This window comes from Pseudomonas sp. LPB4.O, assembly GCF_038383825.1.
GTDB lineage: Bacteria > Pseudomonadota > Gammaproteobacteria > Pseudomonadales > Pseudomonadaceae > Aquipseudomonas > Aquipseudomonas putida.
The window spans coordinates 1,044,636-1,071,353 of the sequence record NZ_CP151298.1; the positions used below are offsets into that span (position 1 = coordinate 1,044,636).

The window sequence follows — 26,718 nt, forward strand, 5'->3', positions numbered from 1 at the left end:
CGCCCGGCTTCGGTATACTCCAGCCGATTTTCTGGAGCACTCATCAGGAGAGCTCATGCTCGCTGCCGTACAACCGCTGTCCGCTACCCGCCAGAACCTGTGGCGCCTGACCGTCATTCGGGTCCTGGTCCTGGCTGCCCAGGCCGGCTCCGTGGGCGTCGCCTACTGGACCGAATTGCTGCCGTTGCCCTGGCTGTCGCTGGCTGGCACCTTGGCGTTGTCCTCGCTGCTGTGTGCCTTTACGGCGCTGCGCTTGCGCCTGTCGCTGCCAGTCACCGAAATGGAGTACGCCCTGCAGCTGGCCTGCGACCTGCTGATCCACAGTGCCTTGCTGTACTACTCCGGCGGCTCGACCAACCCGTTCGTGTCGTATTACCTGGTACCGCTGGCGATTGCCGCGGTGACCTTGCCGTGGCTGTATTCGCTGATACTTTCGGGTATCGCCCTGACCGCCTACAGCCTGCTGCTGGTGCAGTTCTACCCGCTCGAAGGCCTGCCCATGGCGCGGGACAAGATGCAGGTCTACGGCATGTGGCTGAGCATTGCCCTCGCCGCGGCGGTGATTACCTTCTTTGCCGCGCGCATGGCCGAAGAGCTGCGCCGCCAGGAGCAGCTGCGCTCCGAACGGCGTGAAGAAAGCCTGCGCGACGAGCAATTGCTGGCCGTGGCCACCCAGGCCGCCGGTGCCGCCCATGAGCTGGGCACGCCGCTGGCGACCATGAGTGTGCTGATCAACGAAATGCGCCAGGACCATACCGACCCGCTGCTGCAGGAAGACCTGCAGATCCTCCAGGACCAGGTAAAGCTGTGCAAAGAGACCTTGCAACAGCTGGTGCGCGCTGCCGAAGCCAACCGCCGCCTGGCGATCGTGGAGCAGGATGTGACCGCCTGGCTGGACGAGGCGCTGAACCGTTGGCACCTGATGCGCCCCGAAGCCAGCTACCGCTTCCAGCGCCTGCGCGATGGCAAGGTGCCGCGGCTGACACCGCCGCCAGACCTGACCCAGGCGTTGCTGAACCTGCTGAACAATGCTGCCGATGCCTGCCCCGATGACCTGGAGGTGCACCTGGACTGGGATGCCCAGGACATCGTCATCAGTATCCGCGACCATGGCCCTGGCGTGCCGCCGGCCATTGCCGAAGCCATCGGCAAACCCTTCATTACCACCAAAGGCAAAGGCTTCGGCCTGGGCCTGTTCTTGAGCAAGGCCAGCGTGACCCGTGCGGGCGGTTCGGTAAAACTCTATAGTCATGAACAGGGTGGCACCCTGACCGAATTGCGCCTGCCCTATGGCAAGCGAGGAGATGAATGATGAGCGAAGAAAACCAGGTCGAAAGCGAAGAGCTGCCGCACCTGCTGTTGGTGGATGACGATGCCACCTTCACCCGGGTCATGGCCCGGGCAATGAGCCGTCGCGGTTTCCGCGTGAGCACCGCCAGTTCTGCCGAAGAAGGCTTGATCCTGGCGCAGCAGGACTTGCCGGACTACGCCACGCTGGACCTGAAGATGGACGGTGATTCCGGCCTCGTGCTGCTGCCCAAGCTGCTGGAGCTGGACCCGGAAATGCGCGTGGTGATCCTGACCGGCTACTCGAGCATTGCGACTGCGGTGGAAGCGGTCAAGCGCGGCGCCTGCAACTACCTGTGCAAGCCGGCCGACGCCGATGATGTGCTGGCAGCGCTGCTGTCGGAGCACACCGACCTGGATACCCTGGTGCCGGAAAACCCCATGTCGGTCGACCGCCTGCAGTGGGAACACATCCAGCGCGTGCTGAACGAGCACGAGGGCAACATTTCGGCCACCGCACGGGCGCTGGGCATGCACCGGCGGACCTTGCAGCGCAAGCTGCAGAAGCGCCCGGTCCGGCGCTGATCCCTTTCGCCTGTACCGGCCTCATCGCCGGCAAGCCAGCTCCCACAGGGACCCCGCGGGTTCCGGCCTGCATGCAATACCTGAGGGGAGCCGGGTTGCCGGCGATAGGGGCGGCACTGTCGGAAACGTCTCTTTATCGCACCTGATCCCCGCAACTAGCGGCCGTTGGCGTATCATTAGCCACCTAACGGCAACCCTCTCCAGGATCGCTTGCGCATGCTCGCCCTTCTCATCCAGACGCTGAACATCACGGCACCTGTCTTCGCCATGCTGTTCATGGGCGTGCTGCTCAAGCGCATCCACCTGATCGACGACAATTTCAACCGTGTCGCCTCGCAGTTGGTGTTCAACGTCTGCATGCCGGCGCTGCTGTTCCTCGGTATCTACCACGCCGACCTGGCTGCAGCGGTAAAGCCCGGCGTCATCCTCTACTTCATTGCCGCCACCCTGGTTGGCTTCGCCGTCGCCTGGGGCATGGCCATCTGGCGCAGCCCGCTGGCCGACCGGGGCATCTATACCCAGGGCGCGTTCCGCGGCAACAACGGCGTGATCGGCCTGGCCCTGGCTGCCAGCCTGTACGGCGACTACGGCATTTCGCTGGGGGCGGTGCTCGCCGGCCTGGTCATCCTCATGTACAACTCGCTGTCGGCCGTAGTACTGGCGGTGTACAGCCCGGACCTGAAGTCCGACCCGTGGAGCATCTGCAAGAGCATCTTCAGCAACCCCCTGATCATCAGTGTGCTGGTCGCGACACCCATGGCTTACGGCCAGGTGCCGCTACCCAACTGGCTGCTGACTTCGGGGGATTACCTGGCGCAAATGACCCTGCCGTTGGCGCTGATGTGTATTGGCGGCACCCTGTCGCTGGCGGCATTGCGCGACAGCGGCAGGCTGGCCATCGACGCCAGCCTGGTGAAGATGGTCTGGCTACCGCTGGTCGGCACCCTCGGGGCCTGGCTGTGCGGCTTTCGCGGGGCCGAACTAGGCATCCTGTTCCTGTACATCGGCAGCCCTACCGCAGCAGCCAGTTACGTCATGGCGCGAGCAGCCAATGGCAACCATGAGCTGGCTGCGTCGATCATCGTCATTACTACGCTAATGGCGGCAATCACCACCAATATCGGCATTTTCATCTTGCAGTGGGGCGGATGGATCTAGATCCTTGACTGCAAACAACACAAAAAACACAGCCTCACTGAGCTAAAGGACACTTCATGCAAGACCAGAGCACGCCCGAGCTACAGCGCGGGCTGAAGAATCGCCATATCCAGCTGATCGCGCTGGGCGGGGCCATCGGTACCGGCTTGTTCCTGGGCATCGCCCAGACCATCCAGCTGGCCGGCCCCTCCGTGTTGCTGGGGTATGCCATCGCGGGCCTGATGGCCTTCCTGATCATGCGCCAGCTGGGCGAAATGGTGGTGGAAGAGCCGGTAGCCGGTAGCTTCAGCCACTTTGCCCACCAGTACTGGAGCGAGTTTGCAGGCTTCGTGTCGGGCTGGAACTATTGGGTGGTGTATGTGCTGGTGGGCATGGCCGAGCTGACGGCTGTGGGTATCTACGTGCAGTACTGGTGGCCGGATTTCCCCACCTGGGCCACGGCGGCGATCTTCTTCGTGGTGATCAACCTGATCAACCTGACCCAGGTCAAGGTCTACGGCGAAATGGAATTCTGGTTCGCCCTGATCAAGGTAGTGGCCATCGTCAGCATGATCGGCTTCGGCGCCTGGTTGCTGAGCAGTGGCCATGGCGGCCCGGATGCCAGCGTGGCCAACCTCTGGCAATACGGCGGCTTCTTCCCTAACGGTGTTAGCGGCCTGGTGATGGCGCTGGCGGTGATCATGTTCTCGTTCGGTGGCCTGGAGCTGGTGGGTATCACCGCTGCCGAGGCCGACAACCCGCGCGAAAGCATCCCCAAGGCCACCAACCAGGTGGTGTATCGCATCCTGATCTTCTACATCGGTGCCCTGGCGGTGCTGCTGTCGCTGTACCCGTGGCAGAAGGTGGTGCAGGGCGGTAGCCCGTTCGTGATGATCTTCCACGAACTGGACAGCGACCTGGTGGCGACCATTCTCAATATCGTGGTGCTGACGGCCGCGCTGTCGGTCTACAACAGCTGCGTATACGCCAACAGCCGCATGCTGTTTGGTCTTGCCAGCCAGGGCGATGCACCGCGCCAGTTGCTGAAAGTCAGCCGCAGCGGTGTGCCGCTGACTGCGCTGGGCGTGTCGGCCTTCGCTACCGGGCTGTGCGTGGTGATCAACTACCTGATGCCGGGTGAGGCCTTTGGCTTGCTGATGGCCTTGGCGGTGTCGGCGCTGGTGATCAACTGGGCGAGCATCAGCATTACCCACCTGAAGTTCCGCAAGGCCAAGCTGGCGGCCGGGATTACCCCGTTCTACAAGAGCCTGGGGCACCCGCTGACCAACTACCTGTGCCTGGCGTTCATTGTGCTGATTCTGGTGGTGATGTACCTGACCCCGCCGATTCGCATCTCGGTGATGCTGATCCCGGCATGGATTGCCGTGCTGTGGGTGGCCTTCAAGCTGAAGAAGGCTCGGCAGGTTCGCCGTTAGATTTGTATCGCCTGTGAGATCGAGCGCCGCCCGCGCGGCGCTCGATCTAAAGGGCGACACAAGGCTTAAGGCATGCGCCAGATGACATGGCCCGATCAATGCTGCCGGCGCCAGGCACGCACAGTGGTATACAGCAGCACCACGCCGAGCACAGGCAGTACATAGAACAGCATCAACCGCTCCAGGCGCCCGGCCAGCGGCATGCCCATTGTGAATGCCGCCACGTGCAGCCCGTACGCCAGGTACAGGCAGAGGAATACCAAGCCTTCGGCGCGGGTGATCCGGTAACCGGAATAGAACACCGGCAGGCTCAGCACGGCAACCCCGAGCATTACTGGCAGGTCGAACGCCAGGGCGTTGGGCGAGATCGACAGCGGCTCAGGGGTGATCAGGGCGGTCAGGCCCAGCACGGCCAGCAGGTTGAACAGGTTGCTGCCGATGACCGTGCCCACGGCAATTTCCCGTTCACCGCGCAGGGCAGCGATCAATGCGGCGGCGAGCTCTGGCAGGGATGTGCAGATGGCGACGACGGTCAGGCCGATGATGCGCTCGGACAGCCCCAGGTCGGTGGCAACCTCCACGGCGGCCTCCAGCAGCAGGTGCCCCGCCAGGCTCAGCAGGGCAAGGCCGGCCAACACCAGCAGCAGCGTGCCTGACCAGAAGCGCCGGGCGCTGGATTTGGCGGTGTCCGGCGCGGGGAAGGTGCGTGCGTAGTGGCGCGACTGGTGCCAGAGCATTACCAGGTAGCCGACCAGGCCAAGCAGCAGCAGCCCTCCTTCAACCCGGCCCAGGTAACCGTTGGCGCACAGGGCATAGACCAGGCCGCTGGCGACGATCATCAGCGGAATGTCCAGGCGCACCAGCTGGCGCGACACGCGCAAGGGGATGATCAGCGCGGCCAGGCCGAGAATGACCAGTACGTTGAATATGTTGCTGCCGATCACGCTGCCGACCGCCACATCCGGCGCACCCTGGTAGGTGGCCTGCAGGCTCACGGTGAGTTGTGGCGCGGTACTGCCGAAAGCCACCAGGCTCAGGCCGATGATCAACGGGCGAACATGAAGGCGTTGTGCCAGGCGCAGCGCTGCGCGCACCAGCAATTCGGCGCCGCCGACCAGCAACAGCAGGGCAATGCCCAATTGCAGCAGGCTGAAGGTGGGAAGGGTGGCCAGGTCGAAAATGGTCGGACTCCTGTCGCGTCAGTCGCTAAGCCCTTGTACTCGCACGCGCGCTGTTCCGCTACGGAGCATGCCGATTTTTTCTGCTGCGGCGCGAGACAGGTCGATCAGGCGGCCGCGGGTGTGCGGGCCACGGTCGTTGATGCGCACCACCACACTGCGCTGGTTGGTCGTGTTGGTGACCAGTACGCGAGTGCCGAACGGCAGGCTGCGATGGGCGGCGGTAAGGCCGTGCTGGTTGAACGGTTCGCCGCTGGCGGTGCGTTTACCGTGGTGGCGCGAGCCGTAATAGGAAGCGGTGCCCGTCTGGTCGTAACCGCGCGGGTCGATGTCGTGGCTGGCGCAGCCGGCCAGCAGGGAGAAGAGGGCGAGAGTACCCAGGGATCTTTTCAGCAAGTCAGATGCGCTCCAGTGCGGCCATTCGCGGGCTTGCCCGCTCCCACAGGCATATCACCGCCTGTGAGAGCGGTCCAGTACTGTGGGAGCGGGCAAGCCCGCGAACGAGGGCAGAGCCCTCGCAGCATATTCAGGTCAGCCTTCGAGCTTGGCCTTGAGCAATTGGTTCACCTGCCCCGGGTTGGCCTTGCCTTTGGAAGCTTTCATCGCCTGGCCGACAAAGAAGCCGAACATCTTGCCACGCTTGGCCTCGTCGGCGGCGCGGTACTGTTCGACCTGCTCGGCATTGGCTGCCAGCATTTCGTCGAGCATCTTGTCGATCGCACCGGTGTCGGTAACCTGCTTCAGGCCTTTGCTTTCGATGATGCTGTCAGCATCGCCTTCACCGGCAGCCATGGCCTCGAACACGGTCTTGGCGATCTTGCCGCTGATGGTGTTGTCGCGGATGCGCAGCAGCATGCCACCCAGGTGCGCGGCGCTGACCGGTGACTGGTCGATCTCGATGCCCAGCTTGTTAAGCAGGCTGCCCAGCTCGACCATGACCCAGTTGGCCGCCAGCTTGGCGTCGCCACCAATTTTCACTACTTCTTCGAAGTAGTCCGCCTGTTCGCGGCTGGATGCCAGCACATTGGCGTCGTAGGCCGACAGGCCGTACTGGCTCTGGAAGCGTTCGACCTTCTGCGGCGGCAGCTCCGGCAGGCCGGCGCGGATGGTTTCGAGGAAGCTGTCCTCGATCACCACCGGCAGCAGGTCCGGGTCGGGGAAGTAACGGTAGTCGTTGGCTTCTTCCTTGCTGCGCATGGAGCGGGTTTCGTCTTTGTTCGGGTCGTACAGGCGGGTTTCCTGCACGACCTTGCCGCCGTCTTCGATCAGGTCGATCTGGCGCTGGATTTCGCTGTTGATCGCGCGCTCGATGAAGCGGAACGAGTTGACGTTCTTGATCTCGCAGCGGGTGCCGAACTCGACCTGGCCTTTCGGGCGGATCGACACGTTGCAGTCGCAGCGTAGCGAGCCTTCGGCCATGTTGCCGTCGCAGATGCCCAGGTAGCGCACCAGCGCGTGGATCGCCTTGACGTAAGCCACGGCTTCCTTGGCACTGCGCATGTCAGGCTCGGAGACGATTTCCAGCAGCGGGGTGCCGGCACGGTTGAGGTCGATGCCGGTGGAGCCGCTGAAGTCTTCGTGCAGGCTCTTGCCGGCATCTTCTTCCAGGTGCGCGCGGGTTACCCCGATGCGCTTGATGGTGCCGTCTTCCAGGGCGATATCCAGGTGACCCTTGCCGACGATCGGCAGGTCCATCTGGCTGATCTGGTAGCCCTTGGGCAGGTCCGGGTAGAAGTAGTTCTTGCGCGCGAACACGTTGCGCTTGCCGATTTCGGCATCGATGGCCAGGCCGAACATGCACGCCATGCGCACGGCTTCCTGGTTCAGCACCGGCAGTACGCCGGGCATCCCCAGGTCAACCAGGCTGGCCTGGGTGTTCGGCTCGGAACCGAAGGTGGTGGCGCTGCCGGAGAAGATCTTCGACTGGGTGGCGAGCTGAGTGTGGATTTCCAGCCCGATCACAACTTCCCATTGCATGTGTGAACTCCTCAGAAGCCGTTGGGGGCACGGGTGTGCCAGTCGGTCACTTGCTGGTAGCGGTGCGCGACGTTGAGCAGGCGGCCTTCCTGGAAGTACGGCGCCAGCAGCTGCACACCGACCGGCAGGCCGTCGACGAAGCCGGCCGGCATCGACAGGCCCGGCAGGCCCGCCAGGTTGGCGGTGATGGTGTAGACGTCTTCCAGGTAGGCGGCGACCGGGTCGCTGCTCTTGGCGCCAAGCTTCCAGGCCGGGTTCGGCGTGGTAGGGCCGAGGATCAGGTCGACATCGTTGAAGGCGGCCATGAAGTCGTTCTTGATCAGGCGGCGGATCTGCTGCGCCTTCACGTAGTACGCGTCGTAGTAGCCGGCCGACAGGGCGTAGGTGCCGACCATGATGCGGCGCTGCACTTCAACGCCGAAGCCTTCGCCACGGGAACGCTTGTACAGGTCGGTGAGGTCTTTCGGGGCTTCGCAGCGGTAGCCGAAGCGCACGCCGTCGAAGCGCGACAGGTTGGAAGAGGCTTCAGCCGGGGCGATCACGTAGTAGGCCGGGATGGCGTGCTGCATGTTCGGCAGGCTGATTTCCTTGACCACTGCGCCGAGCTTTTCCAGCTCTTTGACACTGGCCTGGACCAGGTCGGCGATACGCGGGTCGAGGCCTGCACCGAAGTACTCTTTCGGCAGGCCGATGCGCAGGCCCTGCAGCGAACCATTGAGGTTGGCGCTGTAGTCCGGCACCGGCTCTTCGATGCTGGTGGAGTCCTTGGCGTCGAAACCGGCCATGCCTTGCAGCAGCAGGGCGCAGTCCTCGGCAGTGCGGGCCAGCGGGCCGCCCTGGTCGAGGCTGGAGGCGTAGGCGATCATGCCCCAGCGCGAAACACGACCGTACGTCGGTTTGAGGCCGGTGAGGTTGGTCAGTGCCGCCGGCTGGCGGATCGAACCGCCGGTGTCGGTGCCAGTGGTGGCCGGCAGCAGGCGCGCGGCCACGGCAGCGGCCGACCCGCCCGACGAACCGCCTGGGACGTGTTCGAGGTTCCACGGGTTCTTCACCGCGCCGTAGTGGCTGGATTCGTTGGCCGAACCCATGGCGAACTCGTCCATGTTGGTCTTGCCCAGGGTGACCATGCCGGCTTCAGCCAGCTTGGCGACCACGGTGGCGTCGTACGGCGCCTTGAAGTTGTCGAGCATCTTCGAGCCGCAACTGGTGCGTACGCCGTTGGTGCAGAACAGGTCCTTGTGGGCGATGGGGGCACCCAGCAGCGTGCCGGTTTCGCCTGCGGCGCGACGGGCGTCGGCGGCACGCGCCTGGCCCAGGGCCAGCTCTTCGGTGACGCTGATGAAGCTGTTGATTTGAGGGTCGAGTTGCTTGATGCGCGCCAACAGGGCGCCGGTCAGCTCTTCGGAGGAAAACGACTTGTCGGCGAGTCCGCGGGCGATCTCGGCCAGGGTCAATTGATGCATGGCAGGCTCTATCCCTTACTCGATGACTTTGGGAACCAGGTACAGACCGCTTTCGGTCGACGGCGCGATAGCCTGGTAGGCGTCGCGCTGGTTGCTTTCGGTGACCTGGTCGGGGCGCAGGCGCTGGCTGGCCTCCAGCGGGTGGGCCAGGGGCTCGATGCCAGTGGTATCGACCGCTTGCATCTCGTCGACCAGCCCGAGGATGCTGTTCAGGGCATCGGTAATGCGTGGCAGTTCGCCATCATTCAGCCCCAGACGGGCCAGATGGGCGATCTTTTCCACGTCGCAGCGTTCAAGCGCCATGAAGATCTCCAAGGGAAACAAAGAACGGAATTTGGGTCCGCGATGAGGAACATGTCAGCTTTCTGGCGGTCCAACGGCCGCGATCATCGGCTGGCATGCTCGGAAAAACAGCCAATTTAACATATTGGCTCCTTGCCCAAAATCCCTGCCATTGTTAGAGTTTGCCGCACTTTTTTACCCACGCTTTCCCCAGGGTCACTTTCCCATGTTCAAGAAACTGCGTGGCATGTTTTCCAGCGATCTCTCCATCGACCTGGGTACTGCCAACACCCTTATTTACGTGCGTGAGCGCGGTATCGTCCTGAATGAGCCCTCGGTTGTTGCCATCCGTACCCATGGCAATCAGAAAAGCGTTGTCGCCGTCGGTACCGAAGCCAAACGCATGCTGGGCCGTACGCCTGGCAACATTGCTGCCATTCGTCCGATGAAGGACGGCGTTATCGCCGACTTCAGCGTTTGCGAAAAAATGTTGCAATATTTTATCAACAAGGTTCACGAGAACAGCTTCCTGCAGCCAAGCCCGCGCGTGCTGATCTGCGTGCCGTGCAAGTCGACCCAGGTAGAGCGCCGCGCCATTCGCGAGTCGGCCCTGGGTGCCGGTGCCCGTGAAGTGTTCCTGATCGAAGAGCCAATGGCGGCTGCCATCGGTGCCGGCTTGCCGGTTGAAGAGGCTCGCGGTTCGATGGTCGTCGATATCGGTGGTGGTACCACTGAAATCGCACTGATCTCCCTGAACGGCGTGGTCTATGCCGAATCCGTACGTGTTGGCGGCGACCGCTTCGATGAAGCCATCGTCACCTACGTGCGCCGCAACTACGGCAGCCTGATCGGCGAGTCCACCGCCGAGCGCATCAAGCAGGAAATCGGTACCGCTTACCCGGGCGGCGAAGTGCGCGAAGTCGATGTGCGTGGCCGCAACCTGGCCGAAGGCGTACCGCGTGCCTTCACCCTGAACTCCAACGAAGTGCTCGAAGCGCTGCAGGAATCGCTGGCGACCATCGTCCAGGCCGTGAAGAGCGCCCTGGAGCAATCGCCGCCCGAGCTGGCTTCGGACATCGCCGAGCGTGGCCTGGTGCTGACCGGTGGTGGCGCGCTGCTGCGTGACCTCGACAAGCTGCTGGCCCAGGAAACCGGCCTGCCGGTGATCGTCGCCGAGGACCCGCTGACCTGTGTCGCCCGTGGCGGCGGTCGCGCCCTGGAGATGATGGACAAGCACGCGATGGACCTGCTCTCCAGCGAGTGATCCCACTCGCTGTTCACGAGCGCCCGGTTTACAGGTAGCACGCACAGTGCTACCTGTATGTGCTGGGCTGGCGCCCGTCAAGGGCGCCGTATCCGTCAACCCGCAACCAGGCTGGTGCGTAGTTCCATGTCCAATGACCTCCTGAGTCGTCCACGAGGAACGGCCCATTAAACCGCTTTTCTCCAAGGGCCCTTCGCTGGGCGTTCGCCTGCTCGTTCTGGTGGTGATGTCGGTCGCGTTGATGGTTGTCGACGCGCGCTTTGACGTGCTCAAACCCGTGCGCAGCCAGATGGGCATGGTGCTGATGGAGTCGTACTGGATCACCGACCTGCCGCAACGTGCGTGGCAAGGCGTGGCCGGCCAGTTCGGCAGCCGCACTGAACTGATCGCCGAAAACGAAAAGCTCAAGACCGAAGCCCTGCTGTTGCAGGGGCGTCTGCAGAAACTGGCAGCCCTGACAGAGCAGAACGTGCGCCTGCGCGAGTTGCTGAACTCTTCGGCGCTGGTCAACGAAAAGGTCGAAGTGGCCGAGCTGATCGGTGTCGACCCCAACCCGTTCACCCACCGCATCCTGATCAACAAGGGCGAGCGTGATGGTGTGTTCCTTGGTCAGCCGGTGCTCGATGCGCGCGGTCTGATGGGCCAGGTGGTCGAGCTGATGCCCTACACCTCGCGGGTACTGTTGCTGACCGATACCACCCATAGCATTCCGGTGCAGGTCAACCGCAACGGCCTGCGCGCCATTGCCAGTGGCACCGGCAACCCGGAGCGCCTTGAACTGCGTCACGTGGCCGATACCGCCGACGTCAAGGAAGGCGACCTGCTGGTCAGCTCCGGCATGGGCCAGCGCTTCCCGGCTGGCTACCCGGTGGCGACGGTCAACGAGGTGATCCACGATTCCGGGCAGCCGTTCGCCATCGTGCGCGCCATCCCCACCGCCGCGCTCAATCGCAGCCGTTACATGCTGCTGGTGTTCAGCGACCGGCGTACCCCGGAGCAGCGCGCCACTGATGCTGCCATCGCCCAGGAAGAGGCTGACCGCAAGGGCACCACGGTCCCCGGCCAACCGGCGGGTACGGGCGAGCAGGGCACACCTGCCAGCACTACGCCTGTAACCCCAGTCACACCCGCAGCGCCGACAGCACCGGCCGTACAGCCTGCAGCCCCGGCGGCTAACCCTGCCACGCCTGCCGCAGCGCCTGCCGCACCCGCTCACACCCGGAGACAATGATGGCTGCTTCGCGCCGCAACAACGGCTGGGTCATCTGGCTGACTTTCGCCATCGGCCTGCTGCTCAGCGTCTCGCCCATGCCGCAGTTCATGGAAGTGTTCCGGCCCATGTGGCTGGCTTTGCTGGTGTCATTCTGGACCCTGGCGGTGCCGGGCAAGGTCGGCATGACCACGGCGTTCGTGCTGGGCCTTGCCGAGGACGTGTTGTACGGCACCCTGCTGGGCCAGAACGCGTTGATCCTCACCCTCATCACCTTCCTGGTGTTGTCCCTGCAGCAGCGCTTGCGCATGTTCCCCATGTGGCAGCAGAGCCTGGTGATCCTGGTCATTTTCGGCATCGCCCAGCTCATCCAGCTATGGCTCAGCGCCCTGACCGGCAACCGGTTGCCTACCCTGGCGCTGGTCTGGTCGGCGGTCATCAGTGCCTTGCTTTGGCCATGGATCAGTTTCGCCCTGCGCGACCTGCGCCGACGCTTGCATATCAACTGACGGCGATGCCGCAACTGACAGGGAGATGTCTGCATGAACCCGTTATACCTGGCCTCTGGCTCTCCCCGTCGTCGTGAACTGCTGACCCAGATCGGTGTGCCTTTCACCGTTGTCAGTGCACCCATCGATGAATCCCCGCTGCCTGACGAAAGCGCCCCGGCCTACGTTGAGCGCCTGGCTCGGGCCAAGGCTGCGGCTGGTCTGGCCCGTGTCGAGGGCCCGGCTGTGGTGCTGGGGGCGGACACTGCCGTGGTGCTCGATGGTCGTATTCTGGGCAAACCGGAAAACCGCGAAGATGCCATGGCCATGCTGGCTGGCCTGTCGGGCCGCGAGCACCAGGTATTGACTGCGGTTGCTCTCAGCGACGGCCTGCATACGCAAAGCCTGTGCGTCACCAGCAAGGTGCGCTTCCGGGCGATCAGCGCCGATGAAGCACAACGCTACTGGGCCAGCGGCGAGCCTGTGGACAAGGCCGGTGGCTACGCCATCCAGGGCCTGGGCGCAGTGTTCGTCACCGGTCTGTCCGGCAGTTATTCGGCCGTGGTAGGCCTGCCCCTCAGTGAGACGGCCGAGTTGCTTGGCACGTTTGGTATCGCCTGTTGGCAATCGCCCGTGCATACGCCAGAGGTAACAAACCCGCAGTAGCCAGCACGGCATACGCCATCCATCATTACAAAAGACCTTTGACGAGAGCCGGCCATGAGTGAAGAGATCCTGATCAACATCACCCCGATGGAGTCACGCGTGGCGGTGGTGGAAAACGGGGTACTGCAGGAAGTGCACGTCGAGCGCACCCAGCGCCGTGGCATCGTCGGCAATATCTACAAGGGCAAGGTGGTGCGTGTGCTGCCAGGCATGCAGGCGGCCTTCGTCGACATCGGCCTGGAGCGCGCTGCGTTCATCCATGCGTCGGAAATTTCTCAGCGTGAAGGCTCGGCGGTCGAGACCATCACGGCGCTGGTGCACGAAGGCCAGGCCCTTGTGGTGCAGGTGACCAAGGACCCGATTGGCACCAAGGGCGCACGCCTGACCACCCAGCTGTCGATCCCTTCCCGCTACCTGGTGTACATGCCGCGCAGCAGCCATGTCGGCATTTCGCTGAAGATCGAAGACGAAGCCGAGCGAGACCGCCTCAAGCAGGTGGTCAGCAACTGCATGGAAAGCGAAAACATCAAGGATGCCGGTGGTTTCATCCTGCGCACCGCCGCCGAAGGCGCTCGTGCCGAAGAGATCTTGCAGGACATCCGCTACCTGCGCCGCCTGTGGGAGCAGATCGGCGCCCAGATCAAGACCTGCGGCGCGCCGATGGTCATCTACGAGGATCTGGGCCTGGCCCTGCGTACCCTGCGTGACCTGGTCAACCCGAAGATCGAGAAGATCCGCATCGACTCGCGTGAAACGTTCCAGAAGACCACGCAGTTCGTCGGTGAACTGATGCCGGAAATCGCCGACCGCCTCGAACACTACCCGGGCGAACGGCCAATCTTTGACCTGTACGGTGTCGAAGACGAAATCCAGCGCGCCCTCGAGCGCAAGGTGCCGCTCAAGTCCGGTGGCTACCTGGTGGTCGACCCGGCCGAAGCGATGACCACCATTGATGTGAATACCGGTGCATTCGTCGGCCATCGCAACCTTGAAGAGACCATCTTCAAGACCAACCTGGAGGCTGCCACCGCCATCGCCCGGCAACTGCGCCTGCGCAATATCGGCGGCATCATCATCATCGACTTCATCGACATGGAAGATGAAGAACACCAGCGCCAGGTGCTGCGCACACTGGAAAAACAGCTGGAACGGGATCACGCGAAGACCAACATCATCGGCATCACCGAGCTGGGGCTGGTGCAGATGACCCGCAAGCGCACCCGTGAAAGCCTGGAGCAGGTGCTGTGCGAGCCGTGCCTGGCCTGTCAGGGCCGCGGCAAGCTGAAAACCCCCGAGACCATCTGCTACGAAATCTTCCGCGAGATCCTGCGCGAGGCACGTGCCTATCAGGCCGAGGGCTACCGTGTGCTGGCCAACCAGAAGGTGGTCGACCGCCTGCTGGATGAAGAATCGGGCAACGTGGCAGAGCTGGAGGCGTTCATCGGTCGAACCATTCGCTTCCAGGTCGAGTCGATGTATTCGCAGGAACAATACGACGTGGTGCTGCTCTGAGGTCTTCTCGAACGCGCCACTGGATGGTCGGGCTGGCAAAACCGCCACTACCGGCCATCATGGATAAACGACTTGGAGGGCCATGGCCATGGGACGTCTGACCCGCGTTCTTGTCGCCTTGACCCGCTGGGGGCTGGGCTTTTGCGCCCTGCTGGCGGTATTGGTGGCGTTGTATGTCAGCCTCGGCCGCGAGCTGGTACCGCTGGTGGCCGAATACCGTGCCGATGTGGAACGCAAAGCCGAGCAGGCGCTGGGGCTGCCGGTGCATGTCGGTGCCCTTGAGGGGCGCTGGAGCGGCCTGGCACCGGTGCTGCGTGTGCGTGACCTGCAACTGGGTGAAGGCGCGACGGCGCTGCGCCTGGACGACGTCAAGGTTGTGCCCGATGTCTGGGCCAGCCTCAGTGCCCGCGAAGTGCGCCTGGCGCGTATACAGTTGGGTGGCCTGCAACTGATCCTGCGTGAGAACGAGCAGGGGGCCTGGGACCTTGAAGGCCTGCCGAAGAAGGACGATGCGCCGCTTGACCCCGCCGAACTGCTGCAGCGCCTGCGCCAGCTGGGCCGCATTGATGTGTTCAACAGCCAGGTCACCTTGCACCCGTGGCAGCGAGACCCGCTCACCCTGACGTATGTGAGCGCCGGCCTGCAGGCGGGTGCTTCGCGCCAGGCCCTGGACTTGAGTGCGACCCTGCCCGATGGCCAGCCCCTGGCGCTGAACCTGCGTAGCCGTGCGTCGGCAAAGGCCTGGCGTGACGCCCAGGTAGATGCCTACCTGAGCCTGCCGCAAAGTGACTGGGCGCGATGGTTGCCCCCACGCCTGCTGGGCCAGTGGCATGCCGAGGCGCTGCGAGCGGGCGGCGAGTTGTGGGTCGACTGGCGCGAAGGGCAATTGCAGCAGGCAGTGGTGCGGCTCAATGCACCCGAGCTGCAGGGCGGTTATGCCGGGCGCAAGTCCGCGACACTGAACAACCTGGCTGTGGGCGCCTGGTTCCAGCGCCAGGCCCAAGGCTTTGATGTAGTGGTCGACTCCCTGGCCATGGACATCGGCAAGACCCGTTGGGAGTCGCACCTGCAGTTGCAGCAGCGTCCCGGCCAGAGCGCTGCTGATGAAAGCTGGAAGCTGCAGGCTGACCGGCTGCACCTTACGCCCCTTACCCCGCTGATCGAAGCCCTGGCACCGCTGCCTGACAATGTCATGGCCGTAGTCGATGGCCTCAAGGTAACCGGCGCGTTGCGCAATGTACGGCTGGAGGCCCGGCCCAAGGCCGAGGGTGACCAGCGCCTGCAATTCGACGCCAACCTGGAGAAGGTCGGTTTCGATGCCTATCACGGTGCCCCGGCTGCCGGTAACGTCAGCGGCAGCATCAGCGGCGACCTGGGGCATGGTGAACTGCGCCTGGATACCGATGCATTCATGCTGCACCTGTACCCGATCTTCGCTAAACCCTGGCACTACCAGAAAGCCAACGCGCGCCTCACCTGGGCGCTGGACAAGGAAGGCTTCACCCTGGTTGCGCCTTACCTCAAGGTGTTGGGCGAGGAGGGCAAGATTGCTGGTGACTTCCTTATTCGCCTGTTGTTCGAAGAAGGCCGCGAGGACTACATGGACCTGCGTGTCGGCCTCACCGAGGGCGATGGCCGCTACACCGCCAAGTACCTGCCCGAGGTGCTCAGCCCGGCCCTCGACGAATGGCTGCGCAGCGCCATCGTCAAAGGCACGGTGGATGAGGGCTACTTCCAGTACCAGGGCTCGCTGAATCATGGCGCCGCACCGCAAGCCCGCAGCATCAGCCTGTTTTTCAAGGTGCGGGACGCGGCGCTGGACTTCCAGCCTGGCTGGCCGCAGGTTCAGCACGTAGATGGCGATGTGTTCATCGAGGACAGCGGTGTGCGCATCAAGGCCCAGCGTGGCCTGTTGCTCGACACCAAGGTGAGCGATGTCAGCGTTGATATCCCGCATGTCGAGGGTGAGCAGCACAGTCGCCTGTACCTGGATGGCGACTTCGACGGCAGCCTGGGCGATGGCCTGAAAATACTCAAGGAAGCGCCGATCGGCACGGGCGAGATCTTCGCCGGCTGGGAGGGCGAAGGGCCGTTGAAGGGCAAGGTCAAGCTCGACATCCCGCTGGCTCGTGGGGAACGGCCGAAAGTGCAGGTGGATTTCGCCACCAGCGATGCGCGCCTGAAAGTTGCCCCGCCGAGCCTGGAGTTGAGCCGCTTGAAGGGTGATTTCAGCTTCGATTTTGACAAAGGCCTGAGTGGCAAGGGCATCAGCCTGCAGGCGTTCGGCAAGCCGGTGACGGCGCAAATTACTGCCGAAGGCCAGCCGGGGCAGATGCAGACGCGCATCGACGCCAATGGCCAGGTATCGCTCAAGGCACTGACCGACTGGCTGCAGTTCAAACAGGCTTTGCCAGCGTCCGGTGACCTGCCTTACCAGTTGCAACTCAGCCTGGGTAGCCGGGACAACCGGCTGAGCGTCAATTCGAACCTGAAGGGCTTGGCCATCGACCTGCCGGCGCCCTTCGGCAAAGCCGCAGCAGACACCCGCGACAGCCGTTTCAGCATGAGCCTGCAAGGCCAGGAGCGGCGGTTCGATGCCGCTTACACCGACCTTGCACGCTTTGCCTACGCCGCACCGGCCGACAAGCTCATGCAGGGGCGTGGTGAATTGCTGTTGGGCACTGGTGACGCCCAACTCCCGGCTGGCCAGGGTTTGCGGGTACGCGGGCGCCTGGAGTCGCTGGACCTGGCGCCCTGGCAAGAACAGGCGGCCCGGCTTGCCGGTGACGACCCAGGTGGCAGCGCGCGACAGAACCTGCAAAGTGTCGACCTGAGCATCGGCCAGCTGAAAGCCTTCGGCATGGACCTGAACCAGGCCGTGGTGCGTATGGCCCGTGGCGGCCCGGCCTGGGACCTGCGCCTGGACAGCAAGGAAGTGATTGGCAACGCCCGTGTGCCGGATGCCAAGGGTGCGCCAATGGTCGTGCGTATGCAGACCCTGCGCCTGCCCGCTGCCGACCCTGCCCAGGCTCAGGCCGAAGAGGGCCCGGACCCGTTAGCCTCGTTCGACCCGCGCAAGGTACCGGCGCTGGACTTGAGCATCGATAAGCTTTACCGCGGCGACGACCTGTTCGGCAGCGCGGCGATCAAATTGCGACCGACAGCGCGGGGCGTGACCGCCAGCGATATCGACCTCGACTTCAAAGGGCTGCGCATCGACGGCGGTGGCGGCTGGGAGGGTGAGCAGGGCAGCACCAGCAGCTGGTACAAAGGGCGCCTGGACGGCAAGAACCTGGCCGATGTGCTCAAGGCCTGGGGCTTCGCTCCGACTGTGACCAGCCGTGACTTCCGCCTGGATGTGGACGGCCGCTGGCCGGGTTCGCCCGCTGCGGTGGGCCTGAAGCGCTTCTCTGGCAGCATGGACGCGGCGCTGCGCACCGGCCAGTTCGTCGAAGTCGAAGGCAGTGCACAGGCACTGCGCGTGTTCGGCCTGCTCAACTTCAACTCCATTGGCCGGCGCCTGCGCCTGGACTTCTCCGACCTGTTCGAAAAGGGCCTCGCCTATGACCGGGTCAAAGGCCTGCTCGTGGCCAGTAATGGTGTCTATGTCACCCGCGAGCCGATCAGTGTCACCGGCCCGTCGAGCAACTTTGAGCTGGAGGGCACCCTGGACATGGTGCGCGACCGGGTCGATGCCAACCTGCAAGTGAGCCTGCCGGTGACCAACAACCTGCCGCTGGCGGCACTGATTATCGGTGCGCCAGCCGTAGGCGGCGCGCTGTTCCTGGTCGACCGGTTGATCGGTGACCGCGTGTCGCGCTTTGCCAGCGTGCACTACCGTGTCGAAGGGCCGTGGAAAGAGCCTAGAATCACATTTGTGAAACCTTTCGAGAAAACCCGCTAGGAGTGCCCATGAAGGCAGCGGTAATCCAGATGGTCAGCCAGGATGATGTGCTGGCCAACCTGCAACGTGCCGGTGCCCTGTTGGAGCAGGCCGCATCTGGCGGCGCACGGCTGGCGGTGCTGCCGGAAAACTTCGCCGCCATGGGCCGCAAGGACGCCGCTGCCATCGGCCGCGCCGAAGCATTGGGGGAAGGGCCGATCCTCCCATGGTTGAAACGCACCGCCCGCGACCTCAAGTTATGGGTTGTGGCCGGTACCTTGCCCTTGCCTCCGGTCGGCCAGCCCGAGGCCAAGGCGCATGCCTGCTCGCTGCTGATCGACGAACACGGCGAGGTGGCGGCACGCTATGACAAGCTGCACCTGTTCGACGTGGACGTTGCCGACAACCGCGGTCGGTACCGTGAGTCGGATGATTACGCCCATGGCGCCCAGGTGGTGGTGGCTGACACGCCGGTTGGGCGGTTGGGGCTGAGTGTGTGCTACGACTTGCGCTTTCCTGAGCTGTACAGCGCACTGCGTGCTGCCGGCGCGGAACTGATCACTGCCCCAGCGGCCTTTACAGCCGTGACAGGGGCGGCACATTGGGAGGTGCTGGTACGCGCCCGCGCAATCGAAACCCAGTGCTACCTGCTGGCTGCGGCGCAGGGCGGCACCCATCCAGGCCCTCGGGAAACCCATGGCCATGCGGCGATCGTCGACCCTTGGGGGCGCATCGTCGCACAACAGGCGCAAGGCGAAGCAGTACTGCTTGCCGAGCGCGACATTGAAGAACAAGCGTCCATCCGGGCGCGCATGCCGGTGGTATCGCACCGGCGCTTTTTCTCGCAGGGCGCGTTGCGGCCTGCGCACACCTCGGAGTGACTATGAGCCAGATGTTATCCACCGTCAGTGAGCAGCTCCTGGCCCCAGGCGGCTTGACCCTGGACAGCCTGCAGAGCGTACTGGGTGAGTTGGCCGGCCCCGGCATCGACGCCGCCGACCTGTATTTCCAGGGTCAGATCTCGGAAACCTGGGCGCTGGAAGACGGCATCGTCAAAGAGGGCAGCTTCAACCTGGACCAGGGCGTGGGCGTACGTGCCCAGTCCGGTGAAAAGACCGGCTTCGCCTACAGCAATGCGATCAACCTCGAGGCATTGACCTCGGCGGCGCGCGCCGCCCGTTCGATTTCACGTGCCGGGCAAAACGGCAAGGTCCAGGCTTTCCGCAGTCAGGAAGTGGCCGCCCTGTATGCCGCAGACAACCCGCTGGATGTACTCAGCCGTGCCGAAAAGGTCGAGCTGCTCAAGCGTGTCGATGTCGCCACCCGCGCCCTGGACCCGCGCATCCAGCAAGTCAGCGTGAGCATGGCCGGGGTCTGGGAGCGCATCCTGATCGCTGCGGCCGATGGCAGCCTGGCCGCCGACGTGCGCCCACTGGTGCGCTTCAACGTCAGCGTCATCGTCGAACAGAATGGCCGTCGCGAGCGCGGCGGGCAGGGCGGTGGCGGGCGTACCGACTACCGTTTCTTCACCGAAGAACGGGTAATGGGCTATGCCCGCGAGGCATTGCGCCAGGCGCTGGTAAACCTTGAGGCGATCCCGGCACCTGCAGGCACCTTGCCGGTTGTACTGGGCTCGGGCTGGTCGGGCGTGTTGCTGCACGAGGCTGTAGGCCATGGCCTGGAGGGTGACTTCAACCGCAAAGGCAGTTCGGCGTTCAGCGGCCGCATTGGCGAGAAGGTGGCATCGAGCCTGTGCACCATCGTTGACGATGGCACGCTCGAGGGCCGCCGTGGCTCACTGAGCGTGGATGACGAAGGCACTCCGACCGAATGCACCACGCTGATCGAGAACGGTGTGCTCAAGGGTTACATGCAGGACAAGCTCAACGCGCGCCTGATGGGCATGGCGTTGACCGGCAACGGTCGCCGGGAGTCCTACGCGCACCTGCCGATGCCCCGCATGACCAACACCTACATGCGTGCAGGCGAAAGCGACCCGCAGGAAATCATCGCGTCGGTGAAGAAGGGTATCTATTGCGCCAACCTGGGCGGTGGCCAGGTGGACATCACCAGCGGCAAGTTCGTGTTCTCGACCAGTGAGGCCTACCTGATCGAAGACGGCAAGATTACCGCGCCGGTCAAGGGTGCGACCCTGATTGGCAATGGCCCGGAGGCGATGAGCCGGGTGTCGATGGTCGGGAACGACCTGGCGCTGGACAGCGGGGTAGGGACGTGCGGCAAGGACGGGCAGTCGGTGCCGGTCGGGGTGGGGCAGCCTACCTTGAAGCTGGATGCGATTACCGTCGGCGGTACCGGGGCGTGATGGCCATCTGGGACCGCTTTGCGGTCCTTTCGCGACGCAAGGCCGCTCCCACAGGGGCTGCGCCACGCAGGAATGGCTGCGCGAATACTGTGGGAGCGGCCTTGTGTCGCGATTGGGCCGCACAGCGGCCCCAGGGGCTCAGCGCAAACCGCGCTGCAGCTCGTCGAGGTCGCGGATGTACTTGAACACCTTGCGCGCAGCAGCAGGCGGCTTGTTACGCGCTTTTTCGTGCTGGGCATGTCGGATCAGCGAGCGTAGTTGCTGGCGATCGGTATCGGGGTATTCGTTGACGAAACGCTCGAGGTCTTCGTCATTACCGTCGATGAGCCGGTCGCGCCAGCGCTCCAGGCCGTGGAAGCGCTCGTTGTACTGGCGGGTCGAGCTGTCCATCTGCTCAAGCAAGGCGTGGATGGCATCCAGGTCCTGCACGCGCATCAGCTTGCCGACAAACGACATGTGGCGTTTGCGGGCACCGTGAGCGGTGTGCTTGGAAGCCTCGGCCAGGGCCTTGCGTAGCTCGTCGGTCAACGGCAGACGCGCCAGAGTGTCGGCCTTGAGCGTAGTGAGGCGCTCGCCGAGTTCAACCAGCTCATGCAGTTCGCGCTTGATCTGGGTTTTGCTTTTTTCGCCGTCGTAGGCGTCGTTTGAATCAACCATGGTGGCAGTCCGCTAGAAATCGTCGCCATGATAACCAGTCGGGGGCCGCTTGTCCGGCCCGGTCGTAGAATGACCCCAAGCCGTACGCAGAATTTTAGTGGAGAGAACCATGAGTGCAGTCCAGAGCGTAGGTCCGAAAGACCTGCCAGCATTGCAGGAGCAGGTCGAGGCGATCATTGCCGAGGCGCGCCGCCAGGGGGCCAGCGCCTGCGAAGTGGCGGTGTCGCTGGAGCAGGGCCTGTCCACCACGGTACGCCAGCGTGAGGTTGAAACGGTCGAGTTCAACCGCGACCAAGGCTTTGGTATCACCCTTTATGTTGGCCAGCGCAAAGGCTCGGCCAGCACCTCGGCCAGTGGCCCGGACGCGATCCGCGAGACCGTCGCCGCAGCGTTGGCCATTGCCAAGCATACCTCCGAGGACGAATGCTCAGGCCTGGCCGACGCGGCGCTGATGGCCCGCGAAATCCCGGATCTGGACCTCTATCACGACTGGGCCATGGAGCCTGAAAAGGCCATCGAAATGGCCTTGGCCTGCGAGGCTGCGGCGTTCGATGAAGACCCGCGCATTCTCAATGCCGATGGCACCACACTCAATACCCACCAGGGCTGCCGGGTGTATGGCAACAGCCATGGCTTCATCGGCAGTTATGCTTCGACCCGGCACAGCCTGAGCTGCGTGATGATCGCTGAAGGCGACGGGCAGATGCAGCGTGACTACTGGTACGACGTGAACCGCCAGGGCAACCTGCTGGCCGACCCGCGCAGTATCGGCGCCCGCGCTGCCCAGCGCGCAGCCAGCCGTTTGGGCGCACGCCCGGTACCGACCTGCGAGGTGCCGGTGCTGTTCTCCGCCGAGCTGGCCGGTGGCCTGTTCGGCAGTTTCCTCTCGGCCATTTCCGGCGGCAACCTTTACCGCAAGTCGTCGTTCCTTGAAGGCACCATTGGGCAACGCCTGTTCCCCTCCTGGCTTACCCTTGACGAGCGCCCCCATATCCCACGGGCACTGGGTAGCGCGGCATTCGACGGTGATGGCCTGGCTACCTATGCCAAGCCGTTCGTCGACAAAGGCGAGCTGGTGTCGTACCTGCTGGGCACCTATTCCGGGCGCAAGCTGGGCTTGCCTAGCACGGCCAACTCCGGTGGCGTGCATAACCTGTTCGTCACTCACGGTGTGGAAGACCAGGCCGCATTGATCCGCCGTATGGGGCGCGGGCTGCTGGTGACCGAGTTGATGGGGCATGGGCTGAATATGGTGACGGGGGATTACTCCCGTGGTGCGGCTGGCTTCTGGGTCGAGAATGGCGAGATTCAGCATGCGGTTCAGGAAGTGACCATTGCCGGCAATATGAAGGATATGTTCCAGCAGATTGTCGCGATTGGTAGCGATCTGGAAACCCGCAGCAACATCCATACGGGCTCGGTTCTGATCGAACGGATGACTGTTGCTGGTAGCTGATCATTAACCTGTACTGCTCAGATAAAATGAAGACCCGGCCCCTGCGCCGGGTTTTTTTCATCACCTTTTTCTTGAAGTGATTCTGTTTATCACTTAATAATGAATATCATTATCCAGTAACCCGGCGATGATGTTCATGAAACCCGTCCTCCGCGAACTGCCCTACCTGGAAAACTGGCGCTGGCTCAGCCGGCGCATCCGCTGTGCGCTCGAGCCCGACGAGCCGCGCCTGATCGAGCATTACCTTGCCGAAGGCCGCTATCTGGTGTGCTGCACCGAGACCTCGCCATGGACGGTGGCACTCACCTCTTTCCGCCTGCTGCTGGATACCGCCTGCGACCGCATGCTGCCCTGGCATTGGCGCTGCCTGTGCCTGGACCAGGCCTGGCGCCCACTGCTGGACATGCGCAACCTCGACCGCCAGGAACAGAACCAGCGCTGGCAGCCCTATGCCCTGCAGTTGGCCAATTGCCGTCTGCTGCCGTCGATTTCTCCCGATGAACTGATGCAAGGATTTGATGATGAGTGATACCCGTATCGAGCGTGACAGCATGGGTGAGCTGCAGGTGCCGGCCCAGGCCCTGTATGGTGCCCAGACCCAGCGCGCGGTCGACAACTTCCCGGTCAGTGGTCTGCGCATGCCGGCCCAGTTCATTCGTGCCTTGTTGCTGGCCAAAGCTGCTGCCGCCAAGGCCAACGTGGAGCTGGAGCAACTGTCTGCAGCGCAGGGCCACGCCATCGTCAAGGCTGTCGAGCAACTGCTGGCGGAAGACTTCATCCAGCACTTCCCGGTGGATGTGTTCCAGACCGGCTCCGGCACCAGCTCGAACATGAACGCCAACGAGGTGATTGCCACCTTGGCAAGCCGCGTGCTGGGTGACGCTGTCAACGCCAATGACCACGTCAACTGTGGCCAGAGCAGCAACGACATCATCCCCACGACCATTCATGTCAGCGCTGCGCTGGCCTTGCACGAACAGTTGCTGCCGGCCCTGAGCCACCTGGTACAGGTGATCGAGACCAAGTCGGCGCAAGTGCATCAGTATGTGAAAACGGGCCGTACCCACTTGATGGACGCCATGCCGGTGCGCATGAGCCAGGTGCTGGATGGCTGGGCGGCACAGATCAACGCTGCCAAGGGGCACATCGAAGCGACCCTGCCGAGCTTGCAGGCGCTCGCCCAGGGCGGCACCGCCGTGGGTACGGGCATCAACGCCCACCCTCTGTTCGCTGCCGGTTTCGCCCGACAGCTCAGCGGCCTGACCCAGGTCCAGTTCACCCCAGGGCAGAACCTGTTCGCCCTGATCGGCTCGCAGGACACCGCCGTGGCGCTGTCTGGCCAGCTGAAGACCACCGCCGTGGCACTGATGAAGATCGCCAACGACCTGCGCTGGATGAACTCCGGCCCACTGGCCGGCCTGGGCGAAATCGAGCTGCAAGGCTTGCAGCCGGGTTCTTCGATCATGCCAGGCAAGGTCAACCCCGTGATCCCGGAGGCCACCGCCATGGTTGCCGCCCAGGTGATCGGTAATGACGCGACCATCGCTGTAGCTGGCCAGTCCGGCAACTTCGAGCTGAACGTGATGCTGCCGGTGATCGCCCGCAACTTGCTGGAGAGCATCGAGCTGATGGCCAACGTCAGCCGTTTGCTGGCCGACAAGGCCATCGCCAGCTTCAAGGTCAACGAGGCCAAGCTCAAGGAAGCCCTGGCGCGCAACCCGATCCTGGTCACTGCGCTGAACCCGATCATCGGTTACCTCAAGGCTGCCGAAATTGCCAAGACCGCCTACAAGCAGGGTCGCCCGGTCATCGATGTGGCGCTGGAGCACACCGACCTGTCACGTGACCAGCTTGAAGCGCTGCTGGACCCGGAAAAACTCACCGCCGGCGGTATCTGACCCTGCGTCACCGCCCAGGAGACAACCCATGCAGCACTGGAAACGCACCACGGAAACCGCCAACCGCCTGTTCGAACAAGGCGAGCTGGTCGACGCCCGGGAACACTACCTGCAAGCCCTGGCGCTGGCCCAGGTGCTGTTCGAGCGCTGGCATGACGTCGACGAAGCGGTGGCCGTGTTCGTCATCGCCCACCACAACCTGGCCGACCTGCACGTGCGCCTGAATCAGCCGCACGAGAGCGCCGACTACTTGTGCGCCGCCCACCAGCGGCTGCTGCACGCCAGCCAGGAGGCGCGATTGCCCCAGCCGCTGCGTGACGCAGCGCTGCGCCACAGTGGGCGAACCTACACCGAACTGCTGAATTTCATCGCCGAGTACGGCCAGTACCCGCGAACCGAGCGCCTGCTCAACCGCCACAATGCCGGGGCCAGCGAACTCGCTGCCCAGCCGGACGTGGCGCCTGGAACCCATGCCTACGGAATTCACTGACATGCCCCATACCTTGCCTGCTTTGCCTTACGCCTACGATGCGCTGGAGCCGCACATCGACGCCCAGACCATGGAGATCCACCACAGCAAGCACCATCAGACCTACGTCAACGGCCTCAATGCCGCCATCGAAGGCACTGAGTGGGCCGAATGGCCGGTGGAAAAACTGGTCGGTGCGGTCAAGCAGCTGCCAGAAAACCTGCGCGCTGCGGTAACCAACCATGGCGGCGGCCACGCCAACCACAGCCTGTTCTGGACTGTGATGTCGCCGCAGGGCGGCGGTGAGCCACAGGGCCAGCTGGTACAAGCCATCTCCTCGCAACTGGGCGGTTTCGATGCCTTCAAGGATGCCTTCACCAAAGCGGCGCTGACCCGCTTCGGCAGCGGCTGGGCCTGGCTCAGCGTGACCCCGCAGAAAACCTTGGTGGTGGAAAGCAGCGGTAACCAGGACAGCCCGCTGATGCACGGCAATACGCCGATCCTCGGCCTGGACGTGTGGGAGCATGCCTACTACCTGAAGTACCAGAACCGTCGCCCGGAATACATCGGTGCTTTCTACAACGTCATTGACTGGGCGGAAGTGGAACGTCGTTACGTTGAAGCCCTGAAGTGAGTCGGACCGGTATGCGCTCTGAAGTGATGTCTGTCAGCAGTGTGCGCCTGTTTCGCCTGGCGCTTGGGACTTTGCTTTTGCTGGCGGGCACCGCGCTGTTGGTAGCGCGTGGCCTTGCCTGGCTGGACCTGGAACCACGGATGTTGCGCGCCCTGGAGGGCGGCGCATTGTGCGCACTGGGGACGGCGTTGGGGGCGGTACCGGTACTGGTCATTCGCAACATGCCAGTGGCGCTGGCCGACACGCTGCTGGGCTTCGGTGCTGGCGTTATGCTGGCAGCCACCGCGTTTTCCCTGATCATTCCGGGTCTGGGCGCGGCCCAGTCCATCGGTTTCAGCCCTTGGGGCGCGGGCGGCCTGATCAGCTTTGGCTTGTTGTTCGGTGCGCTCTGCCTGTTTCTGGTTGACCTCAAGGTGTCTGGCACCTCACCAGAAGCGCTGGTCGGCACCGACAACCAGCCGGTGATTGCTGCGCGCATCTGGCTGTTTGTCATCGCCATCATCGCGCACAACATTCCCGAGGGCATGGCCATCGGTGTGTCCGCCGGTGGTGGCATGGCCGACGCCGACAGCCTGGCCATGGGCATTGCCTTGCAGGATGTGCCTGAGGGGCTGGTAATTGCGCTGGTGCTGGCCGGGGCGGGCATGTCGCGCTTCAAAGCCTTCTTGATAGGCGCAGCGTCAGGCCTGGTCGAGCCGGTGGCTGCGGTGATCTGCGCCTGGCTGGTGAACATCGCCGAACTGCTGCTGCCGCTGGGCCTGGCCTGCGCGGCGGGGGCAATGCTGCTGGTGGTGACCCAGGAGATCATCCCGGAATCGCGCAGTAACGGCCATCATCGTCTGGCCAGCCTGGGGCTGTGTATTGGCTTCTGCCTGATGATGGTGATGGATACAGCATTGTCGTGAGCAAGCTT

General features: G+C 63.6%; 24 protein-coding genes. 18 read left to right on the forward strand and 6 right to left on the reverse strand.

What is annotated here, in order from left to right:
* The first annotated feature begins 55 nt into the window (after positions 1 to 55).
* The 4 genes from MRBLPB4O_RS04660 (at position 56) to MRBLPB4O_RS04675 (ending at position 4,445) form a co-directional block, all read left to right on the forward strand.
* Entirely contained in the window at positions 56 to 1,312 is a 1,257-nt protein-coding gene (locus MRBLPB4O_RS04660; RefSeq protein ID WP_016501358.1) for an ATP-binding protein, read from the forward strand.
* Positions 1,312 to 1,872: a response regulator gene (locus tag MRBLPB4O_RS04665; RefSeq protein ID WP_003255244.1), complete on the forward strand. Its 561-nt coding sequence runs from the start codon at positions 1,312 to 1,314 to the stop codon at positions 1,870 to 1,872. Before MRBLPB4O_RS04660 ends, MRBLPB4O_RS04665 begins: the two co-directional genes overlap by 1 nt.
* Before the next feature lie 216 nt (positions 1,873 to 2,088).
* Complete coding sequence (locus MRBLPB4O_RS04670; RefSeq protein WP_019473925.1) at positions 2,089 to 3,030, forward strand: AEC family transporter; 942 nt, start codon at positions 2,089 to 2,091, stop codon at positions 3,028 to 3,030.
* Positions 3,031 to 3,086: 56 nt separating this feature from the next.
* Positions 3,087 to 4,445, forward strand: a complete 1,359-nt coding sequence (locus MRBLPB4O_RS04675) for an amino acid permease (protein WP_016501356.1) — start codon at positions 3,087 to 3,089, stop codon at positions 4,443 to 4,445.
* A 95-nt stretch (positions 4,446 to 4,540) separates the two neighbouring features.
* Here MRBLPB4O_RS04675 and MRBLPB4O_RS04680 read toward each other — a convergent pair whose 3' ends face one another.
* From MRBLPB4O_RS04680 to gatC, 5 genes are all read right to left on the reverse strand, one after another.
* Positions 4,541 to 5,584: a calcium/sodium antiporter gene (locus MRBLPB4O_RS04680; protein WP_341797642.1), complete on the reverse strand. Its 1,044-nt coding sequence runs from the start codon at positions 5,582 to 5,584 to the stop codon at positions 4,541 to 4,543.
* Positions 5,585 to 5,644: 60 nt separating this feature from the next.
* Positions 5,645 to 6,019 (reverse strand): septal ring lytic transglycosylase RlpA family protein, encoded by a 375-nt coding sequence (locus MRBLPB4O_RS04685; protein WP_341797643.1) that lies wholly within the window; start codon positions 6,017 to 6,019, stop codon positions 5,645 to 5,647.
* 135 nt (positions 6,020 to 6,154) lie between these two features.
* Positions 6,155 to 7,600 (reverse strand): Asp-tRNA(Asn)/Glu-tRNA(Gln) amidotransferase subunit GatB, encoded by a 1,446-nt coding sequence (gatB, locus tag MRBLPB4O_RS04690; protein WP_341797644.1) that lies wholly within the window; start codon positions 7,598 to 7,600, stop codon positions 6,155 to 6,157.
* 11 nt (positions 7,601 to 7,611) lie between these two features.
* Complete coding sequence (gene gatA / locus MRBLPB4O_RS04695) at positions 7,612 to 9,063, reverse strand: Asp-tRNA(Asn)/Glu-tRNA(Gln) amidotransferase subunit GatA (RefSeq protein ID WP_341797645.1); 1,452 nt, start codon at positions 9,061 to 9,063, stop codon at positions 7,612 to 7,614.
* Positions 9,064 to 9,078: 15 nt separating this feature from the next.
* Positions 9,079 to 9,366 carry an Asp-tRNA(Asn)/Glu-tRNA(Gln) amidotransferase subunit GatC gene (gene gatC, locus MRBLPB4O_RS04700; protein ID WP_341797646.1) on the reverse strand — a complete coding sequence of 96 codons (288 nt, stop codon included), beginning with the start codon at positions 9,364 to 9,366 and terminating at the stop codon, positions 9,079 to 9,081.
* Positions 9,367 to 9,571: 205 nt separating this feature from the next.
* On the opposite strand from gatC, the gene mreB reads away from it, so the two are divergent.
* From mreB to tldD, 8 genes are all read left to right on the forward strand, one after another.
* Positions 9,572 to 10,609: a rod shape-determining protein MreB gene (gene mreB, locus MRBLPB4O_RS04705; protein ID WP_003255163.1), complete on the forward strand. Its 1,038-nt coding sequence runs from the start codon at positions 9,572 to 9,574 to the stop codon at positions 10,607 to 10,609.
* Positions 10,610 to 10,775: 166 nt separating this feature from the next.
* A complete protein-coding gene (gene mreC, locus MRBLPB4O_RS04710; RefSeq protein ID WP_341798856.1) occupies positions 10,776 to 11,840 on the forward strand; it encodes a rod shape-determining protein MreC in 1,065 nt (354 codons plus the stop codon).
* Positions 11,840 to 12,328 (forward strand): rod shape-determining protein MreD, encoded by a 489-nt coding sequence (mreD, locus tag MRBLPB4O_RS04715; protein WP_016485021.1) that lies wholly within the window; start codon positions 11,840 to 11,842, stop codon positions 12,326 to 12,328. Before mreC ends, mreD begins: the two co-directional genes overlap by 1 nt.
* A gap of 33 nt (positions 12,329 to 12,361) precedes the next feature.
* Positions 12,362 to 12,973, forward strand: a complete 612-nt coding sequence (locus MRBLPB4O_RS04720) for a Maf family protein (protein WP_341797647.1) — start codon at positions 12,362 to 12,364, stop codon at positions 12,971 to 12,973.
* A 54-nt stretch (positions 12,974 to 13,027) separates the two neighbouring features.
* Positions 13,028 to 14,485 carry a ribonuclease G gene (rng, locus tag MRBLPB4O_RS04725; protein WP_049275123.1) on the forward strand — a complete coding sequence of 486 codons (1,458 nt, stop codon included), beginning with the start codon at positions 13,028 to 13,030 and terminating at the stop codon, positions 14,483 to 14,485.
* Between the two features lie 82 nt (positions 14,486 to 14,567).
* Positions 14,568 to 18,389: a YhdP family protein gene (locus MRBLPB4O_RS04730; RefSeq protein ID WP_341797648.1), complete on the forward strand. Its 3,822-nt coding sequence runs from the start codon at positions 14,568 to 14,570 to the stop codon at positions 18,387 to 18,389.
* A gap of 8 nt (positions 18,390 to 18,397) precedes the next feature.
* Positions 18,398 to 19,249: a carbon-nitrogen hydrolase family protein gene (locus tag MRBLPB4O_RS04735; protein ID WP_341797649.1), complete on the forward strand. Its 852-nt coding sequence runs from the start codon at positions 18,398 to 18,400 to the stop codon at positions 19,247 to 19,249.
* 2 nt (positions 19,250 to 19,251) lie between these two features.
* Entirely contained in the window at positions 19,252 to 20,691 is a 1,440-nt protein-coding gene (gene tldD, locus MRBLPB4O_RS04740) for a metalloprotease TldD (protein ID WP_341797650.1), read from the forward strand.
* A 138-nt stretch (positions 20,692 to 20,829) separates the two neighbouring features.
* Here tldD and yjgA read toward each other — a convergent pair whose 3' ends face one another.
* Entirely contained in the window at positions 20,830 to 21,348 is a 519-nt protein-coding gene (yjgA, locus tag MRBLPB4O_RS04745) for a ribosome biogenesis factor YjgA (protein ID WP_027595596.1), read from the reverse strand.
* Between the two features lie 109 nt (positions 21,349 to 21,457).
* On the opposite strand from yjgA, the gene pmbA reads away from it, so the two are divergent.
* From pmbA to MRBLPB4O_RS04775, 6 genes are all read left to right on the forward strand, one after another.
* Positions 21,458 to 22,804: a metalloprotease PmbA gene (gene pmbA, locus MRBLPB4O_RS04750; RefSeq protein WP_063426389.1), complete on the forward strand. Its 1,347-nt coding sequence runs from the start codon at positions 21,458 to 21,460 to the stop codon at positions 22,802 to 22,804.
* Positions 22,805 to 22,931: 127 nt separating this feature from the next.
* Positions 22,932 to 23,333: a FagA protein gene (locus MRBLPB4O_RS04755; protein ID WP_341797651.1), complete on the forward strand. Its 402-nt coding sequence runs from the start codon at positions 22,932 to 22,934 to the stop codon at positions 23,331 to 23,333.
* Positions 23,326 to 24,702, forward strand: coding sequence for a class II fumarate hydratase (locus MRBLPB4O_RS04760; RefSeq protein ID WP_341797652.1), 1,377 nt, complete (start codon positions 23,326 to 23,328; stop codon positions 24,700 to 24,702). Before MRBLPB4O_RS04755 ends, MRBLPB4O_RS04760 begins: the two co-directional genes overlap by 8 nt.
* 28 nt (positions 24,703 to 24,730) lie before the next feature.
* Positions 24,731 to 25,192 carry a hypothetical protein gene (locus tag MRBLPB4O_RS04765; protein WP_016501341.1) on the forward strand — a complete coding sequence of 154 codons (462 nt, stop codon included), beginning with the start codon at positions 24,731 to 24,733 and terminating at the stop codon, positions 25,190 to 25,192.
* Position 25,193: 1 nt separating this feature from the next.
* Positions 25,194 to 25,805, forward strand: coding sequence for a superoxide dismutase (locus MRBLPB4O_RS04770; RefSeq protein WP_016501340.1), 612 nt, complete (start codon positions 25,194 to 25,196; stop codon positions 25,803 to 25,805).
* Positions 25,806 to 25,816: 11 nt separating this feature from the next.
* Complete coding sequence (locus MRBLPB4O_RS04775; protein WP_341797653.1) at positions 25,817 to 26,710, forward strand: ZIP family metal transporter; 894 nt, start codon at positions 25,817 to 25,819, stop codon at positions 26,708 to 26,710.
* Positions 26,711 to 26,718 lie beyond the last annotated feature (8 nt).